The sequence below is a fragment of the Campylobacter sp. GB48 genome (assembly GCF_049221845.1).
Taxonomy (GTDB): domain Bacteria; phylum Campylobacterota; class Campylobacteria; order Campylobacterales; family Campylobacteraceae; genus Campylobacter_D; species Campylobacter_D lari_C.
The window spans coordinates 152,602-168,649 of sequence record NZ_JBMJAR010000002.1 but is presented as its reverse complement, the minus strand read 5'-3'; the positions used below and the strand labels follow the sequence as shown (position 1 = coordinate 168,649).

General features: G+C 29.3%; 14 protein-coding genes. 13 read left to right on the top strand and 1 reads right to left on the bottom strand.

Annotation, left to right across the window (positions count from 1 at the left end; translation table 11 throughout):
• Nucleotides 1-68: 68 nt before the first annotated feature.
• Nucleotides 69-1,262: a methionine adenosyltransferase gene (gene metK / locus ACOTVC_RS02245; RefSeq protein ID WP_039628549.1), complete on the top strand. Its 1,194-nt coding sequence runs from the start codon at nt 69-71 to the stop codon at nt 1,260-1,262.
• Nucleotides 1,263-1,272: 10 nt separating this feature from the next.
• Here the strand turns inward: metK and ACOTVC_RS02240 are convergent, their stop codons facing one another.
• Nucleotides 1,273-2,595 carry an apolipoprotein N-acyltransferase gene (locus ACOTVC_RS02240; protein ID WP_421627601.1) on the bottom strand — a complete coding sequence of 441 codons (1,323 nt, stop codon included), beginning with the start codon at nt 2,593-2,595 and terminating at the stop codon, nt 1,273-1,275.
• On the opposite strand from ACOTVC_RS02240, the gene yajC reads away from it, so the two are divergent.
• The 12 genes from yajC to ACOTVC_RS02180 are packed head-to-tail and all read left to right on the top strand — an operon-like array spanning nt 2,565 to nt 16,037.
• Nucleotides 2,565-2,840: a preprotein translocase subunit YajC gene (gene yajC, locus ACOTVC_RS02235; protein WP_039618686.1), complete on the top strand. Its 276-nt coding sequence runs from the start codon at nt 2,565-2,567 to the stop codon at nt 2,838-2,840. The two genes, ACOTVC_RS02240 and yajC, sit on opposite strands and share 31 nt — an antisense overlap.
• Complete coding sequence (secD, locus tag ACOTVC_RS02230; RefSeq protein ID WP_421627600.1) at nt 2,833-4,413, top strand: protein translocase subunit SecD; 1,581 nt, start codon at nt 2,833-2,835, stop codon at nt 4,411-4,413. Before yajC ends, secD begins: the two co-directional genes overlap by 8 nt.
• Nucleotides 4,413-5,384, top strand: a complete 972-nt coding sequence (secF, locus tag ACOTVC_RS02225) for a protein translocase subunit SecF (protein ID WP_214099119.1) — start codon at nt 4,413-4,415, stop codon at nt 5,382-5,384. Before secD ends, secF begins: the two co-directional genes overlap by 1 nt.
• 2 nt (nt 5,385-5,386) lie before the next feature.
• Entirely contained in the window at nt 5,387-5,728 is a 342-nt protein-coding gene (locus ACOTVC_RS02220; RefSeq protein ID WP_039618681.1) for a DUF6394 family protein, read from the top strand.
• An 8-nt stretch (nt 5,729-5,736) separates the two neighbouring features.
• Entirely contained in the window at nt 5,737-8,166 is a 2,430-nt protein-coding gene (gene leuS, locus ACOTVC_RS02215) for a leucine--tRNA ligase (protein WP_421627598.1), read from the top strand.
• Nucleotides 8,163-8,660, top strand: coding sequence for an LPS assembly lipoprotein LptE (lptE, locus tag ACOTVC_RS02210; protein WP_039641839.1), 498 nt, complete (start codon nt 8,163-8,165; stop codon nt 8,658-8,660). Before leuS ends, lptE begins: the two co-directional genes overlap by 4 nt.
• Nucleotide 8,661: 1 nt before the next feature.
• Nucleotides 8,662-10,035 (top strand): hypothetical protein, encoded by a 1,374-nt coding sequence (locus tag ACOTVC_RS02205; protein ID WP_087684993.1) that lies wholly within the window; start codon nt 8,662-8,664, stop codon nt 10,033-10,035.
• On the top strand, nt 10,032-11,201 hold the full coding sequence (locus ACOTVC_RS02200; RefSeq protein ID WP_087684994.1) for a Mur ligase family protein: 1,170 nt from the start codon (nt 10,032-10,034) through the stop codon (nt 11,199-11,201). The genes ACOTVC_RS02205 and ACOTVC_RS02200 overlap by 4 nt, the downstream gene beginning before the upstream one ends.
• The gene (locus ACOTVC_RS02195; protein WP_236681335.1) at nt 11,188-12,099 is read left to right on the top strand and encodes a M23 family metallopeptidase; all 912 of its coding nucleotides are present in this window, start codon (nt 11,188-11,190) and stop codon (nt 12,097-12,099) included. Before ACOTVC_RS02200 ends, ACOTVC_RS02195 begins: the two co-directional genes overlap by 14 nt.
• Nucleotides 12,027-12,431: a bactofilin domain-containing protein gene (locus ACOTVC_RS02190; protein WP_039618668.1), complete on the top strand. Its 405-nt coding sequence runs from the start codon at nt 12,027-12,029 to the stop codon at nt 12,429-12,431. Before ACOTVC_RS02195 ends, ACOTVC_RS02190 begins: the two co-directional genes overlap by 73 nt.
• Complete coding sequence (locus ACOTVC_RS02185) at nt 12,421-15,360, top strand: DEAD/DEAH box helicase (protein WP_421627594.1); 2,940 nt, start codon at nt 12,421-12,423, stop codon at nt 15,358-15,360. Before ACOTVC_RS02190 ends, ACOTVC_RS02185 begins: the two co-directional genes overlap by 11 nt.
• Nucleotides 15,357-16,037: an endonuclease III domain-containing protein gene (locus ACOTVC_RS02180; protein ID WP_214116875.1), complete on the top strand. Its 681-nt coding sequence runs from the start codon at nt 15,357-15,359 to the stop codon at nt 16,035-16,037. Before ACOTVC_RS02185 ends, ACOTVC_RS02180 begins: the two co-directional genes overlap by 4 nt.
• The last annotated feature ends 11 nt before the right edge of the window (nt 16,038-16,048 follow it).

Sequence of the window (16,048 nt, the reverse complement as noted above, 5' to 3'; positions counted from 1 at the left end):
GCTTTTTTATTTTTAAGCTAGCTTATGTTAGAATAGAGCTATCATTTTTATGATAAGGAATATAAAATATGTATTTATTTACTTCTGAAGTTGTTAGTGCAGGACATCCTGACAAATGCGCTGATATTATAGCCGATTCTATAGTGGATGCTTTTTTAACTCATGATAAAGACTCAAGGGTTGCTAGTGAGGTTTTTGTAGCAGGAAATAAAGTAGTAATTGGTGGTGAAATTAAATCAAAACATAAACTAGAAAAACAAGATTATGAAAATATCGTAAAAAAAGCTTTAGCGGATATTGGCTATGATGGGCATCCGCATTTTAGTAAAAAGCAATGTTTACATCCTGATGATTTAGATGTAATGGTATTTTTAAATGAACAAAGTCCTGATATCAATCAAGGTGTTGATCAAGAAGATGGAGAAATTGGAGCAGGTGATCAAGGGATAATGTTTGGTTTTGCAAGTAATGAAGCAAAAGAATATATGCCAGCAGCTATTTCTTATGCTAGAATGCTTTGCGATAAAGTATATGAGTTTGCAAAAAACAATCCTGATAAACTTGGAGTAGATATTAAAACTCAAGTTACGATTGATTATGTAAATAAAGAAAATTTTGAAAATTGCAAACCTCAAAGCATCCATACTATTGTAGTTTCAGCTCCTTGTGTTGAAAGTATGAAAATAGAAGATTTAAGAGCTTTAGTGATGGATTTGATTTTAGATTCAAATTTACCAAAAGAGCTTTTTTGTCCAGAAAAAACAAGAATTTTAATCAACCCAACGGGAAAATATGTAAATCACAGCTCATTACATGATAGTGGTTTAACAGGAAGAAAACTTATAGTAGATAGCTTTGGTGGCTATGCTCCAATAGGAGGCGGTGCGCAATCTTCTAAAGATTATACTAAGGTTGATAGAAGTGGGCTTTATGCTGCAAGATGGCTTGCTAAAAATATCGTAGCAGCAGGGCTTGCTAAAAAATGCATAGTGCAGCTTTCTTATGCTATAGGTGTAGCTAAACCAACTTCTGTAAGTGTGGATTGTATGGGAACAAACACAAGATTAAATGATGATATTTTAAGTGATTTTGTAATGAAAACTTTCCCATTAACTCCAAATTGGATTAAAAATAAATTCAATCTTGATAAACCAAGTAAAGATACTTTTATGTATGCTGATGTAGCTGCTCGTGGTCAAGTGGGGCAGGCTGATTATCCTTGGGAAAAATTAGACGCTCTTGATGAATTTAAAGCATTATAAAATGAAGCTTTTAAGCTTCATTTTGCTTTAAAAGTTTTTCTTTTATCTTTAAAATCAATACTTCTTTTGGCTTAATTACTGCATTTTCTTTTCCATTAACTGCATGGTATATGCTTACATTATAATTGTTTGCATAAAAACGCATTAGAAAATTTTGTAATTTATATTCACTTGAAAAATTAAACCAAGCATTATTTGAAATAGCTATGATGATCTTTGAGTTCTTGTAAAGTTTTTCTTTAGTTGCTTCAAAGCAGATAGCATTAGTGATGAGTTGATTATTTAGAGTGTATTGATTTAATTCTTTTCCTTTTGAAAATTCATCAATATTTAAAAAGTATTTTTTAAAAAAGTTTTTAAATATAGGAATTTCTTCTCCAAAAGGTACAAGATAGTGTTTGTTAAAAACTTGTATATTGCCATTGTCAAATACATAAGTGCTATTGTATAGATGATTAGGTGTGGTACTTATAGCACCTGTGATGATGATGATTTGTTTTGATAAATCTTTTAAGGCTTGCAAGTAACTTGGAGCTTTATTTAAAGCAAAGGCAAAAGCAGTTTCAGGAAAAACAATTACTTCTTTACCTTCTTTTATGGCCTGATTGATTTGATAAAATATATCTTTAGAATGAGTTCGTAAATTTTCTTGTATGAATTTTTGATCTTGGGAGATATTAGTTTGGATTAATTTATAGTCTAAATTTAGTGTTTGTGGTTGTTTTTGATTGTATTGAGCTCCAATTAGAATAAGGATTAAAATAATTGCCATCTTATAATATCTTGAAATGTATTTTTCATAATAAAAATAAGCAACCAAAAACATAGCTATAATGCCTTGATAACTTGCATCAAAGATTCCATATACACTTAAAACACCCCAATTTAGCCAATCAAAACCAAAAGGATGAATAAAACTAAGTAAAAAAATTCCGCAAAGTCTTAAAAAATCATATTTAAGAAAAAAACATACTAAAAATAAAAATCCATAAATTAATCCTATTAAGATAATTTCTAAAGGAATTAAATAGGCTAAATCAAAATAAATTGATGATAAAGCTATCCACCAAAACCATAAAATTCCTACAAAAAATCCGGTATAAAAATATCCTACTTTACTTTTATTTCTTAGCAATAAAACCAAACCATATATACTTAAAAATGGTGAAATAAATTCAAAAAGTAAATTTTCAAAAAAAGAAAAATAAATAAAATTTGACAATAAAAGTGCAGAAAAAAAGGCTTTTATTATTTTAAAAGTGGTAGAATTAGAATTTATGAACTTTAAAAAAAGGGGAAGAAATGGCAGAAAACGGAAATATTTGGACTTCATTGTTGCCTCTCATTGTGCTTTTTGCGATTTTTTATTTTTTGGTTATTAGACCACAACAAAAACAAGCAAAAGACCACAAATTAATGGTTTCATCTTTAGAAAAAGGAGATAAAATCATCACAAATGGTGGGATAATTTGCGAGGTGGTAAAACCAGAAGAGGATTTTATCAAAGTTAAGCTTAATGATGAAAATGTAGTTGTAAAAATTTCTAGAGATTTTATAGCAAAGAAAATTGATGCGTAGTGGAAAAATTACCTATAGAAGTATTATTTTCTTTGTAGTTTTTCTTATAGGATTAGTTTTTTCTATACCTTCTTTTATGCAAACCCAAAGTGGTGCTAAGATCAACCTAGGACTTGATTTGCAAGGTGGTTTGCATATGTTATTAGGTGTAGAAGTAGAAGAGGCGGTTAAATCAAAGGTTAAATCCATAGCCTCTTCTCTTAGTTATTCTATCAATAAAGAAGATATTATTGTTGATAAAATCAAAGTAAATGATACTAGTATTGAATTTAGTTTATTAGATGAAAATGATGTAGCTAAGGTTGATTTGTTATTAAAAGACATTAAAGGCTTGGCTGTTACACATGAAAATTTACACTACACACTTTCTTTAACCCAAGAAGAAATTAAATTAACTCATGAACAAGCTATTTTACAAGCTGTAGAAACCATTAGAAACAGACTTGATCAATTTGGCCTTGCAGAACCAAATGTAGCAAGATCAGGTGAGGATAAAATTTTAGTCGAGCTTCCAGGTATTAAAACTGCTGCAGATGAGGCTAGAGCCAGAGAACTTATCGCAAAAGCTGCACATTTGCAATTAATGGAAGTAGATGATGTTAGAATGGATCAGGTAAATAATCTTACTCCAGCTCAAGCTGCTGAATATGGAGATTTGATTTTTGAAGATGTAAAAAATCCTCAAATTAAATATCTAGTAAAATCTATACCTATTCTTGATGGTTCTATGCTAACAGATGCAAAAGTAGGTTTTGCACAAAGTAATAATCTTCCTGTGATTAATTTTACTTTAAATTCAGAAGGTGCGAAAAAATTTGGAGACTATACAGGAAATAATGTAGGCAAACGCTTAGCTATAGTTTTAGATAATAAAGTATATTCAGCTCCAAGAATTAATGAAAGAATAGGCGGAGGTAGTGGTCAAATTAGCGGTAGCTTTACCGTAGAAGAAGCTCATGATGTGGCTATTGCTTTAAGAAGTGGGGCGCTTTTGGCACCGGTTAAAATGCTTGAAAAAAGAAGTGTTGGACCATCTTTGGGTGCTGATAGTATTAAAATGAGTATGATAGCCTTAGCAGGTGCTTCTATGTTAGTTATTGCATTTATGGTGATGTATTATGGCATAGCAGGAATTTTTGCTAATATTGCTTTAGTGGCAAATATTTTAGTGATTATTGCTGTAATGGCTATGTTTGGTGCAACCTTAACTTTACCTGGTATGGCAGGACTTGTGCTTACTGTAGGTATGGCAGTAGATTCTAATGTTATTATTAATGAAAGAATTAGAGAATTATTGCGAGAAGGTGCTAGTATAAGACAAAGTGTTGAAAATGGCTATAAACACGCAATGAGTGCGATTTTAGATTCTAATATTACTTCATTAATTACTTCAGTGGTGCTTTATGCTTATGGAACAGGTGCGGTAAAAGGTTTTGCGGTAACTTTGAGTATTGGGATTTTAGTTTCGATGATTACTTCTATTGTTGGAACTCATGGTATGTTTGAAATGTTTATGAACCGTATGGAAAAAAGCAATAATACAAGATTATGGTTTGGATATAGGAGACCTTAATGCAATTTTTTAGTCAAAAACATGTTTATGATTTTATGAGAATGAGATTTGCAGCCATCTCTTTGTCTTTTATTTTATTTTTTGGTTCTATTTTTATCCTTTTTACTAAGGGTTTGAATTTTGGTATTGATTTTACTGGTGGAACTTTGGTGCAACTTCAATACGAGCAAAAAGCTCCTTTGACTGAAATTCGTAAAGCTTTGTTTATCAATGAAAATTTAAAAGGAGCTAGTGTTACTGAATTTGGTAGTGCTAATGAAGTGATTATTCGTTTTTCAGGAAGTAGTGATAGCTTGGGAAGTGATATTGGAGTAAGTATTGCAAATTTATTAAAAGATACAGGTAAATTTGAAGTGCGCCGCGTGGATGTAGTAGGTCCAAAAGTAGGAGATGAACTGCGTAATAAAGGTTTTATGGCGGTTGGAATTTCTTTGATTGCTATTTTGATTTATTTGGCAGTGAGATTTGAATGGCGTTTTGCTATGGCTTCTATTGTGTGTGAAATTCATGATATAGTCATTACTTTGGGTGCTATTGCGTTATTTGAAATAGATGTAAATTTAGATATTTTGGCAGCTGTTTTAACTGTGCTTGGGTATTCTTTAAATGATACGATTATTATTTTTGATAGGATTAGAGAAGGTATTAAAACAAGTAAAAATTCAAAACTTGATCTAATTATTAATGAATCAGTTTCTGCAACTTTATCAAGAACTACTTTAACAACGGGATTAACTTTAATTACTGTTGTAGTGCTTTATTTCTTTGGTGGATCTATGATAGAAGGTTTTGCTCTAACTATGATAGTGGGTATTGTAGCAGGTACTGCAAGTTCTATATTTGTAGCAAGTCCAGCACTTTTATGGTTTAAATTTAGCGTTGCACAGTATCGCCAAAAAGAATTAGAAAAAGTAAAGAAAAAACAAGAAAAAGAAAAATTAAGAGCGATGTATGAAAAAGGAACAGTGTAAAAATGAATTGGGGTAAGGTTATTTATATCTTTTTTGCTCTAATGAGCTTAACTACAACCGCAGGATTTTTATATGATCAAAATGAAGTTGCGCTATTTATTGCAGCTTGTGTGAATTTAATTTCTACTTTATTGAAAATTGGAGTTAGAAATTTCTTAGCAGCTGAATTATTTGCTAGCTCTTTGGTGGCTGATTTGCATTTAATTCCTGCTTTTGCTTTGATACAAATTAATCCAGAAGCTAATGTTATGGTTTATACTTTAGCAATTGGTGCTTTGATAGCTAATATCTTTTCAATGATTTTAGTTATAGTTGATTCAGTAAAAAACCAAGAAGAAAATTAGGAGTGAAAATGGCATATGAAGCAGGTAAAATAGAAAAAAAATGGCAAAAAATTTGGCAAGAAAAAGAATATTTTGAACCAAAAGATAATTTTTCTTTACCAAAAAAATACATTTTATCTATGTTTCCATACCCAAGCGGTAGAATTCATATGGGGCATGTGAGAAACTATAGCATAGGCGATGCTATGGCTAGGTATTATAGAAAAAAAGGTTTTAACGTCTTGCATCCTATAGGTTTTGATAGTTTTGGTATGCCTGCTGAAAATGCTGCGATTAAACACGGTATCCATCCTAAAAAATGGACTTATGAGAATATTGATTATATGCAAAATGAGCTTGCTTCTTTGGGTTTTTCTTTTTCCAAAAAAAGAATGCTTGCTACTTCTGATCCTTTATATACTAAATTTGAGCAAGAATTTTTCATTAAAATGTATGAGAAAGGTTTGATTTATACTAAAGAAGCTGAAGTCAATTGGTGTGAGAATGATAAAACAGTTTTAGCAAATGAGCAAGTTGAAGATGGTAAATGTTGGCGTTGTGGACATGAAGTCATTAGAAAAAAAATGCCAGGATATTATGTAAAAATTACCGCTTATACAGATGAATTATTACAAGATCTTAAAAAATTAGAAGGAAAATGGCCAAGTCAAGTTCTAATTATGCAAGAAAATTGGATAGGTAAAAGCATAGGGCTTAGTTTTGATTTTGATATAGAAGAAAATGATAAAATCAGTGCAAAAAAAATCAATGTTTTTACCACAAGAGCTGAGACTATTTATGGAGTATCTTACATCGCTTTGGCGCCTGATCATGAAATAGTAAATGAATTAATTGATAAAAAACTACTAGATCAAGATGTTATAGCTAAAATTCAAATTATACAAAACCAAACACCACGCCAAAGACAAGCCGCACCAAAAGAAGGATATTTTTTAAATCTTTATGTAATCCATCCACTAAGTAAAGAAAAAATTCCTTTATGGATAGCTAATTTTGTTTTAAGTGATTATGGTAGTGGCGCTGTTATGAGCGTACCTGCTCATGATGAAAGAGATTATGAGTTTGCAAAAACTTATAATTTGGCTATAAAAAAAGTAATTTATAAAGATGAAAATGATGCGCAATGCTACACTTTAAAAGAAGGTGTTTTAACTAATAGTGGCGAATTTGATCAACTAGAATGCAATGATGCTAGAGAAAAAATTAGTTTAAAAATTGAATCACTAGGTATTGGTAAAAAGGTTACCAATTTTAAAATTCGTGATTGGGGTGTTTCTAGACAAAGATATTGGGGAGCTCCTATACCAATGATTAAGTGTGATTCTTGTGGTATAGTTCCTCAAAAAATAGAAAATTTACCTATTACCTTGCCTGAAGATGTGGTGATAAATGGAGAAGGAAATCCACTTGATAAGCATGAAACATGGAAAGAGTGCATTTGTCCAAAATGTGGTAAAAAAGCACAAAAGGAAAGCGATACTTTAGATACTTTCTTTGAAAGTTCTTGGTATTTTGCGCGTTTTGCAAGTGATGATAAAACATGGCAAGAAAAAGCAGTAGATGAAAAAAGTGTTAATTATTGGATGAATGTTGATGAATATATTGGCGGTATTGAACATGCAATATTACATTTACTCTATGCTAGATTTTTTCAAAAAGCACTTAGGGATTTAGGCTATTTAAAAGATGATGAGCCTTTTAATAGGCTTTTAACCCAAGGAATGGTCACTAAAGACGGTGCTAAGATGAGTAAGTCTAAGGGGAATGTGGTTGATCCTGATTATATTATAGAAAAATATGGAGCAGATAGCGCAAGATTGTTTATATTGTTTGCTGCACCACCTGCTAAAGAACTTGAATGGAATGATAGTGCATTAGAGGGTGCGTTTAAATTTATCAATAGGCTTTATGAAAAAGCTATGAGTTTAGAATGTGGAAAATTGCAAGAGATTGATCATCAAAGTTTAAATAAAGAAGAAAAATATGCTAGATTAAAAGTATATGAAGCTTTGAAAAAATCTTTTGAAGTTTATGAAGAAAGCTTTGCCTTTAATATCTTAATAGCTGCATGTATGGAAGCTTTGAATGCCTTAAATGCTATAAATCATAAAGAAGTCTCAAAAGAAGCTTTTTATATTATTTTAAATATCTTAGAGCCTATCATCCCTCATGTTTGTTTTGAGCTTAGTGAGTATTTGTTTAAATGTGAAAATTTTAAAGTATTAAAAATAAAAGATGAAGTTTTTATAAAAGATAGTTTTAATATAGCTATTAGTGTTAATGGTAAAAAAAGAGCACAGATTGAAATAAATTCAGAAGCTAAAAAAGATGAGATTTTAGCTTTAGCTAAAGAAAATGTTGCAAAATGGCTGGAGGGTAAAACCATAGTAAAAGAAATTTATATTGATAAGAAATTGGTAAATTTGGTGATTAAATGAAAAAATATCTAGTGCTGTTTTTTGCTTTTTTTATCATGGCTTGTGGATATATTCCCTCTTCGCAGATGGCAAGTAGGGTTTTGGGTGAAAATGTATTTTTAAAAATCAATATTAGCAAACAAGATCCTGAAAACAGTGTTTACATAACAGACATTCTAAGAGAAGCCATGCTTAATAAGCTTGGTAGAAAAATCACAGATGAGTATAATGCAGATAGCTCTATTGTGGTTACGATGAAAAAATTAGAATTTCATCCTATGGTTTATGATAAAAATGGTTATGTAATTAATTATAAAGCAGAGCTTTATTTGGAGTTTATATTGCGTTATAAAAATGGCAAGGAAGAAATTGTAAATACCAAAGGAAGTTATAATTTTGATATTAATCCAAACTCTATCATCAGTGATCAAGCAAGATTTGAAGCGATTAAAAACGCATCAAGTCAGGCTTTTGATGAATTTGTTTCTATTATAGCTATTAAGGGTTATAAATAAAATGGCAAGCCATATCAATGAAATTGCAAAAGAAACATTGATAAAATTAAAAGAGCGTAAATTATATCCAACACCTGAAAATTATAGCGAAGTATTTGAAGAATGTGCTAAAAAAGCAGGGGTTATGAGCTCCAATAAAGCTAGAATAGAAAAATATACCAATCTTTTGGATGATTCTTATAAACAAGAATTAAAAGGAAAGAGTATTCGAACTATTGATGAGTTTTTGATGTTTTTAGTCTCTAGGCTCAATAGGCAGGTAAGTAGAAAATATGAAGATGTTTATGCTTTGCTTGATTTAATCATTCAGCAGCTTAGTATTAGTAAAGATAAAAAAATCAAAGAACTAGCTCAAATTACTCAACACAGATTATCTCAAGCTATGGATTTAGAAACCATATATCTATTAAGAGCTAAATGGAGAGAACTTGAAAAATCTTATGAAGATTATGAGCTTTTAAAAAAATTAGAAGAATTTAATATCCGAGCGTTTTTGGATTTTCACGCTTTAGTAGAAAAGCTTATCATTATGCTAAAAGAACGCTCTTATGAAAAACAAGCTGAACTTTTATTAGTTTCTTTAGAGCCTTTATTTGGCGAGAGCAAGGAAGTAGAGCAATTTAAACAAAAATTAAAAGAAAATCCTAAATTAATTGCTAGAAAAGAATTTGCACATGAGTACTGTTTGATGCTACAAAAAAAAGAAGCAATAGATAAATACTATATACAAAAAAATCTTTCTTTTTTTAATCAGCACTTAGAAAGCTTAAATGAAATGGTATCAAAGCTTTATGATAATAGTCAAGAGGATGTAAAATTTATCAATGCTTTAACTAAAGATGAAAATGGTAATGTGCAGATTAATTTTGACACTTTAAAAGATAAGCTTTTATATGCAAATGAGCAAATAGCTCAAATTAAAACTCAAATTCAAGCTACAAGTGATGATGAGCAAAGAGAACAATGGAATCTTGCTCAAGAGCTTAAAAAACTTGATGAAAACTATAAGCTTTATGCGGTTAATTATGCCCTATCTTTTTTTAAAATCAATAATATAGAACATGTTATTAATGCTTATGGTATTGATAGTTTTAAAACCATCAGTGGAAAATTTAAAAAAATTCTTAAAGGTTTATGTAAAAATTTGGCTGAAATTTGGATTTTAGATGAAAGTTCTTATTTAGTTATACTTCCAGGTAAAAATTTAGAAAGTGCTCAAATTTTTACAGAAAAAGCCTTGAAGCTTATAGATGATTATAAATTTATTTATAAAGAAGAAGTGGTTAAGCTTGTTTTATTATCTTCTTGTATAGAAAAAAAAGAATTTCCAGATGGTGATATTTTAAAAGAATTAATCCAAAAAAGTTTAGTATGAAATTTCAACAAACGCTTTCGCAAAAAACTATGTATGTGCAAAAAATCAGTAGATTTTTTATGTTTAGTATGTATGAAAAATATAAAAAAAACATCCCAAAAACCAAAAATATTCAAATCATTGGTACTAATGGCAAAGGAAGTACGGGTAGATTTTTAGCACTTTTACTCTTAGGGCAAGGGTATAAAGTAGGACATTACACTAGTCCGCATATTTTTGAATTTAATGAAAGATTTTGGTTAAATGGCAAAATTGCAAGTAATGAGCTTTTGGAAAAGGCGCATGAAGAATTAGAAAGTATTTTTTTGGAAGATATAAAAAAACTTAGTTATTTTGAGTATGCTACTTTTTTAGCTTTTTTTATCTTTAAAGATTGTGATTATGTGATTTTAGAAGCTGGAGTAGGTGGAGAGTATGATGCTACAAGTGTTTTTGAAATAAATTTTAGTGTTTTTACTAAAATAGGTTTTGATCATCAAGATTTATTGGGTAAAAATTTAGAAGAAATAGCAAGAACAAAATTAAAAGCCATGAGCACTAAAGCTTTAATTAATCATAAGCAAGAAACAAAAGTGTTAGAGTTAGCTAAAAAAATAGCTAATTTAAAACAAACTAGTTTAGATATTAGTGCGTTAGATGAAAATAAGGTCATTTATCCTTATGTGCAAGAATATATTCAAAAATATAATTTGGTAAGTTTTTTAAAAGATAATCTTTTTTTGGCCTTAGAAGTTTTTTCTAAAATTTGTGCCAAAAATGAAAAAGAATTGATTCAAAGTATCAAAAATTTGCCAAAACTCGATTTAAAAGGAAGATGTGAGCAAATAAGTCAAAATATTTTTATTGATGTGGGTCATAATGAAATGGCTGCTTTAGCTTTAGCTGAAATTTTCAAGGAAAAAAAAGTTCATTTAGTTTATAATTGCTTTTTAGATAAAGATTCTTATAAAATTTTAAGAGCTTTAAAGCCTATAATAAAAATAGTTGAAATTTATGAGTATGAAAGCAAAGACAGACCTTTGGCAGGTTCTGTTTTGCTAGAAAATTTAGAAAAATTAGATATCGCTTATCAAAAATTTGAACAAATAAAAAAAGATGAGTTGTATTTGGTTTTTGGTTCTTTTGTATTGGTAGAAAATTTTTTAAGAGGCTATAATGAAAGATAAATTTACGCTAACTATCACAGATGTAAATGGTTCTAGGCATTTTTTATTAAGTCAGATTATAAAAAAAGTAATTATTTATTTTACTACTTTTGTTTTTGTTGTTATAGTTTTGGGCGCTTTATATATTAATTATTTAGCAGATAAGCGTTCAGAACTTTTAAAAGAACAAGAAGCATTATCTTCAAAAAATACTAAATTATTTTCTCAAAATGAAAGCATGCAAAAAAGTTTAGAAGAAAAAACAGCTTTATATGATGAACTTCAAACTCAACTTGCAGATATTGAAGAAAATTTAGGTTTAAAGCAAGATGAGAGCTTAGATATACCAGAAAGATTAGAAAAAGTTAAACTTACTAACGATCAAGCTTATTTATTTTTAACACAAATTCCAAATGGACATGTGATAGAAGATAATGGAATCACAGGTAATTTTGGATGGCGTCATCATCCTATATTAAATAAAAAAGAATTTCATCCAGGTATAGATTTAAGAGCAGCTTTAAATACCCCAATTTATGCACCTGCAAATGGAGTGGTTGAATATGCTGCATATAGTAATAATGGTTATGGCTATTCAGTAATTTTAATCCATAATTTTGGTTTTAAAACAGTATATGCACACATGATGCGCAAAGATGTTGTTAAAGCAGGACAATTTGTAAAAAAAGGTGATTTATTAGGATATACAGGAAATACTGGTCTTTCTACGGGGCCGCATTTGCATTATGAGGTTAGATTTATTAATAAACTTTTAGATCCTAAAATTTTTATAGATTTAAACCGAAAAAATTATGAACAAATTTTTGAAAAAGAAAGGAGAGTTCCATGGCAATCTTTAATAAAGGCTCTATTGCTACAGTATCCGAAACTACAGTCATTTCAAATGGAGCAAAAATAGAGGGAAAATTTTATTTTGACTCTATGCTTCACTTAGATGGAGAAATTACTGGGGTAATTAATTCTTCTAATGTGATAGTAATAGGCAAAAGTGGTGTTTTAAAAGGACAAGTTAAGGCAAGTAAGATAGTGATTAATGGGGTTTTTGAAGGAGAAATGCAAGTTGATTCTTTAGAAATTTTATCTGGTGGTGTGCTTAATGGCAATATCATAGTTAAACAATTAAGCATTGAAAATGGTGGAAAATTTAACGGAAGTAGTAAAATCATTGAAAAAGATGAAGAGCTTGCAACTATCGATGTGAGTATAGAAAATTCAGAAAATGCAAGCTAAATTATATGAATATTTATTAAGCAACAAAACTGAGTTAATAGTTTGTGAGAATGATAAAGAAGCAGATGAATTAGCTCAAGTTTGTTTATTTTTAAATTTAAAAACTTTCATTTTACCTGATTTTAGAGCAGAATTTGGTAGTGATTTGCGCTCTTTTTCTAAAGAGCTTTTTGAAATTTGTAAAGTATTGAGTGCTTATCATAAAGAAGGTGAAAATAAAATTTTAATCTCTCCTATAAAAACAATTTTGCAAAAACTCCCTGGAAAAAAGCATTTAAAAAACATTATTCTTAAAAGAAATTCACTTCTTGCTTTAGAGAAATTTAAAGAAGAAATTTTACATAGTGGGTATGAGTTTGTAGACATAGTTCAAGATAAGGGCGAAGTTTCAATACGTGGGGATATTATAGATATTTTTGCGATTAACGAAGAACAACCTTTTAGAATTTTGCTTTTTTCAGATGAGATAGAAAGTATAAGATATTTTGATATTCATACACAAAAATCAATCCCAAATGAACTTTCAAAGATTGAGATTTGTCCATTTTTGAGTGCTTTCAATCAAGAGCAATATGAAAATTTACAAGAAAAAATTCAAAATTTTCAAAGTCAAAGCATTATCAATGATGTTAATTCTTTAGGTTTTTGGTGTATTGATGATTTTTGTAATTATTTAGATCTAAATTTCACAAGCATAAAAAAATTTGATATAAATGATTTTGAAGAAGATATTAGTAAAATTAATCAAAATATTTTACCTGAACCAAGATTTTGTAAAGATTTAGTAAGTTCTTATAATCATGATTTTTTCACTTTTCATAAAGATAAAAAAATTACTGTTTTAGCAAAGAATGAAGCTTTGTTTAAAGCTTTAAATTTACAAGAATTTCCAAATATTAAATTAAAAATATCTCAAGAAAGAATTAATTTAAGTACTCAAGATGAGCTTATCATCTCTTTAAATAAAAAAGAAAAAAGTAAAAGAGTTAGAAAAGCAAGTTTGGTAATAGATGAGCTTAGAGTCGGGGATTTTGTTGTGCATGAAGATTATGGTATAGCTAAATTTTTAGGTCTTGAGATTATTATAATTGCAGGAGCAAAAAAAGAATTTGTAGCTCTTGGGTATTTAAATAATGACAAGCTTTTATTGCCTGTTGAAAATTTGTATATGATTGATAAATATATCGGTGCAAGTGGTGGTGTGCCTTTGCTTGATAAGCTTGGAAAAGGAAGTTTTCTAAAAATCAAAGAAAGATTAAAGGAAAAACTATTTGCCATTGCTTCAAATATAGTTTCTTTGGCAGCGGCTAGAGCTTTGATAAAGGCAAAAGAATTAAAAATTTCTCAAGAATTACAAGATGAATTTATCAATAAAGCGGGATTTTTTTATACTAAAGATCAAAGTCAAGTTTGCCAAGAAATCACTCAAGATTTAAAAAGTATGCAGGTAATGGATAGGCTTTTAAGCGGTGATGTGGGTTTTGGTAAAACAGAAGTTGCTATGAACGCTATATTTACTTGTGTAAAAAGTGGCTATACGGCTTTGTTTTTTGTACCAACTACTTTACTTTCAGCTCAGCATTTTAAAACCTTAAAACGAAGATTTGATTCTTTTAATATAGAGGTTTTTAAGCTAGATCGTTTTACTAGTGCTAAAGAAAAAAAACAAGTTTTGGCATTTTTAAAAGAAAATAAACCTTGTGTGGTGGTTGGAACGCATTCTCTTTTAGGCGTTGAGTGTGAAAATTTGGGTTTAGTTGTGATAGATGAAGAGCATAAATTTGGTGTAAAACAAAAAGAAAAACTCAAAGAACTAAGTAAAAACTCCCATATTTTATCTATGTCAGCAACGCCTATACCAAGAAGTTTAAATCAAGCTCTTAGTTCTTTAAAATCATATAGTGTTTTACAAACTCCACCCGAGGATCGCTTGGATGTGCGTACCTTTGTTAGAGAAAGTAATGATGCTTTGATTAAAGAAGCCATTTCAAGAGAATTAAGAAGAGCAGGACAGATTTTTTATATTCACAATCATATAGCAAGTATTGATGGGTGTAAAAAATATCTTTTAGATTTATTTCCGAATTTAAAAATTTTAATCTTGCATTCTAAAATTGATGCAAAAACTACTGAAGAAGAAATGATTAAATTTGAAAACAAAGAATATGATTTGTTGCTTTGTACTTCTATAGTTGAAAGTGGTATTGATTTGGCAAATGCAAATACTATTATAGTAGAAAATTCAGATCGTTTTGGTATGGCTGATTTACACCAACTTAGAGGAAGAGTAGGGCGTAGCGCTAAGCAAGGATATTGCTATTTTTTGATTGAAGATAAGGAAAAAATCACAAAAGATTCTTTAAAAAGACTTACGAGTTTAGAGAGTAATTCTTATTTAGGTTCAGGAAGCGTGCTTGCTTATCATGATTTAGAAATTCGTGGGGGTGGAAATTTATTAGGCGTGGATCAAAGTGGGCATATAGAGCAAATTGGTTATAGCTTGTATCTTAAGATGTTAGAAGATGAAATTAATAAGCTAAGTAAAAAAGAAGAAATTAAAGAGAAAAAAATAGATTTAAAGCTTAATATCAATGCCTTTTTAAATAGTGAGTATATTAGTGAAGATCGTTTGAGATTAGAACTTTATAGAAGACTTAGTAAGTGTATGAGTGTTAATGAGGTATATGAGATAGAAAGTGAGATGAATGATCGTTTTGGTAAGCCTGATATTTTCACAAAGCAGTTTTTGGATTTAATCATCATAAAAATTTTAGCTAGCAAGCATTATAAGCTAGTGAGCAATTATGAACAAAATATTTGTTTTGTAAAAGATGATGAGAGTAAGGAAATCATTAAAGCAAAAAGCAAAGACGACGATGATGTAATTGAGGCTATTTTGATGTATTTAAGAAAGAGTGAAAAAGCATGAGCGGATATGAAATTTTTAAAGCTTTAGTTAATGTAAATATTGACTATAAAGATTTTGAATGGCTAGAAAATAACACTTTAAGCGAGTTTGAAATTTTAATTTCTGTGGTTTTAACTCAAAATACAAACTGGAAAAACGTATTAAAAGCTTTGACGAATTTAAAACAAGCAAATATTACCAAGATGGAAGATTTATTAACTTTAAGCACTCAAGATTTAGCGCTTTTAATAAAGCCAAGTGGATTTTATAATACCAAAGCAAAATACATTAAAAATTTCGCTCAAAAATATTTCCAAGATTTTAATTCTTTTGAACTTTTTAAAGAAGAAGTAGATAGAGAATGGCTTTTAAGTATTAAAGGCTTGGGTCAAGAAAGTGCAGATGGAATTTTAAATTATATATGTAAAAAAGAAGTTTTAGTAGTTGATGCTTATAGTGCAAAAATAGCTAATTATTTAGGTTATGAGTGCCAAAGTTATGATGAATTGGCAGATTTTTTAAAAAAAGACATAGCTAAAAATCAACGAGAGTTATGTGTTTTACTAAAAAAAGAATGTAAACTATACGAGCTTTATCAAATTTTTCATGCTTTAATTGTTTCTTTTTGTAAAATGCATTTTCAAGGAAAAAAACTTTCAGTAGATGGTGTGCTTATTTTAGAGCCTTTAAAATTTTAAATTTATTTTTT

Excerpts from the sequence above, each read along its gene's own strand:
- metK (WP_039628549.1), top strand. The coding sequence starts at position 69 with ATGTATTTATTTACTTCTGAAGTTGTTAGTGCAGGACATCCTGACAAA.
- yajC (WP_039618686.1), top strand. The coding sequence starts at position 2,565 with ATGGCAGAAAACGGAAATATTTGGACTTCATTGTTGCCTCTCATTGTG.
- ACOTVC_RS02240 (WP_421627601.1), bottom strand. The coding sequence starts at position 2,595 with ATGAAGTCCAAATATTTCCGTTTTCTGCCATTTCTTCCCCTTTTTTTA.
- secD (WP_421627600.1), top strand. The coding sequence starts at position 2,833 with ATGCGTAGTGGAAAAATTACCTATAGAAGTATTATTTTCTTTGTAGTT.
- secF (WP_214099119.1), top strand. The coding sequence starts at position 4,413 with ATGCAATTTTTTAGTCAAAAACATGTTTATGATTTTATGAGAATGAGA.
- ACOTVC_RS02220 (WP_039618681.1), top strand. The coding sequence starts at position 5,387 with ATGAATTGGGGTAAGGTTATTTATATCTTTTTTGCTCTAATGAGCTTA.
- leuS (WP_421627598.1), top strand. The coding sequence starts at position 5,737 with ATGGCATATGAAGCAGGTAAAATAGAAAAAAAATGGCAAAAAATTTGG.
- lptE (WP_039641839.1), top strand. The coding sequence starts at position 8,163 with ATGAAAAAATATCTAGTGCTGTTTTTTGCTTTTTTTATCATGGCTTGT.
- ACOTVC_RS02205 (WP_087684993.1), top strand. The coding sequence starts at position 8,662 with ATGGCAAGCCATATCAATGAAATTGCAAAAGAAACATTGATAAAATTA.
- ACOTVC_RS02200 (WP_087684994.1), top strand. The coding sequence starts at position 10,032 with ATGAAATTTCAACAAACGCTTTCGCAAAAAACTATGTATGTGCAAAAA.
- ACOTVC_RS02190 (WP_039618668.1), top strand. The coding sequence starts at position 12,027 with ATGGCAATCTTTAATAAAGGCTCTATTGCTACAGTATCCGAAACTACA.
- ACOTVC_RS02185 (WP_421627594.1), top strand. The coding sequence starts at position 12,421 with ATGCAAGCTAAATTATATGAATATTTATTAAGCAACAAAACTGAGTTA.
- ACOTVC_RS02180 (WP_214116875.1), top strand. The coding sequence starts at position 15,357 with ATGAGCGGATATGAAATTTTTAAAGCTTTAGTTAATGTAAATATTGAC.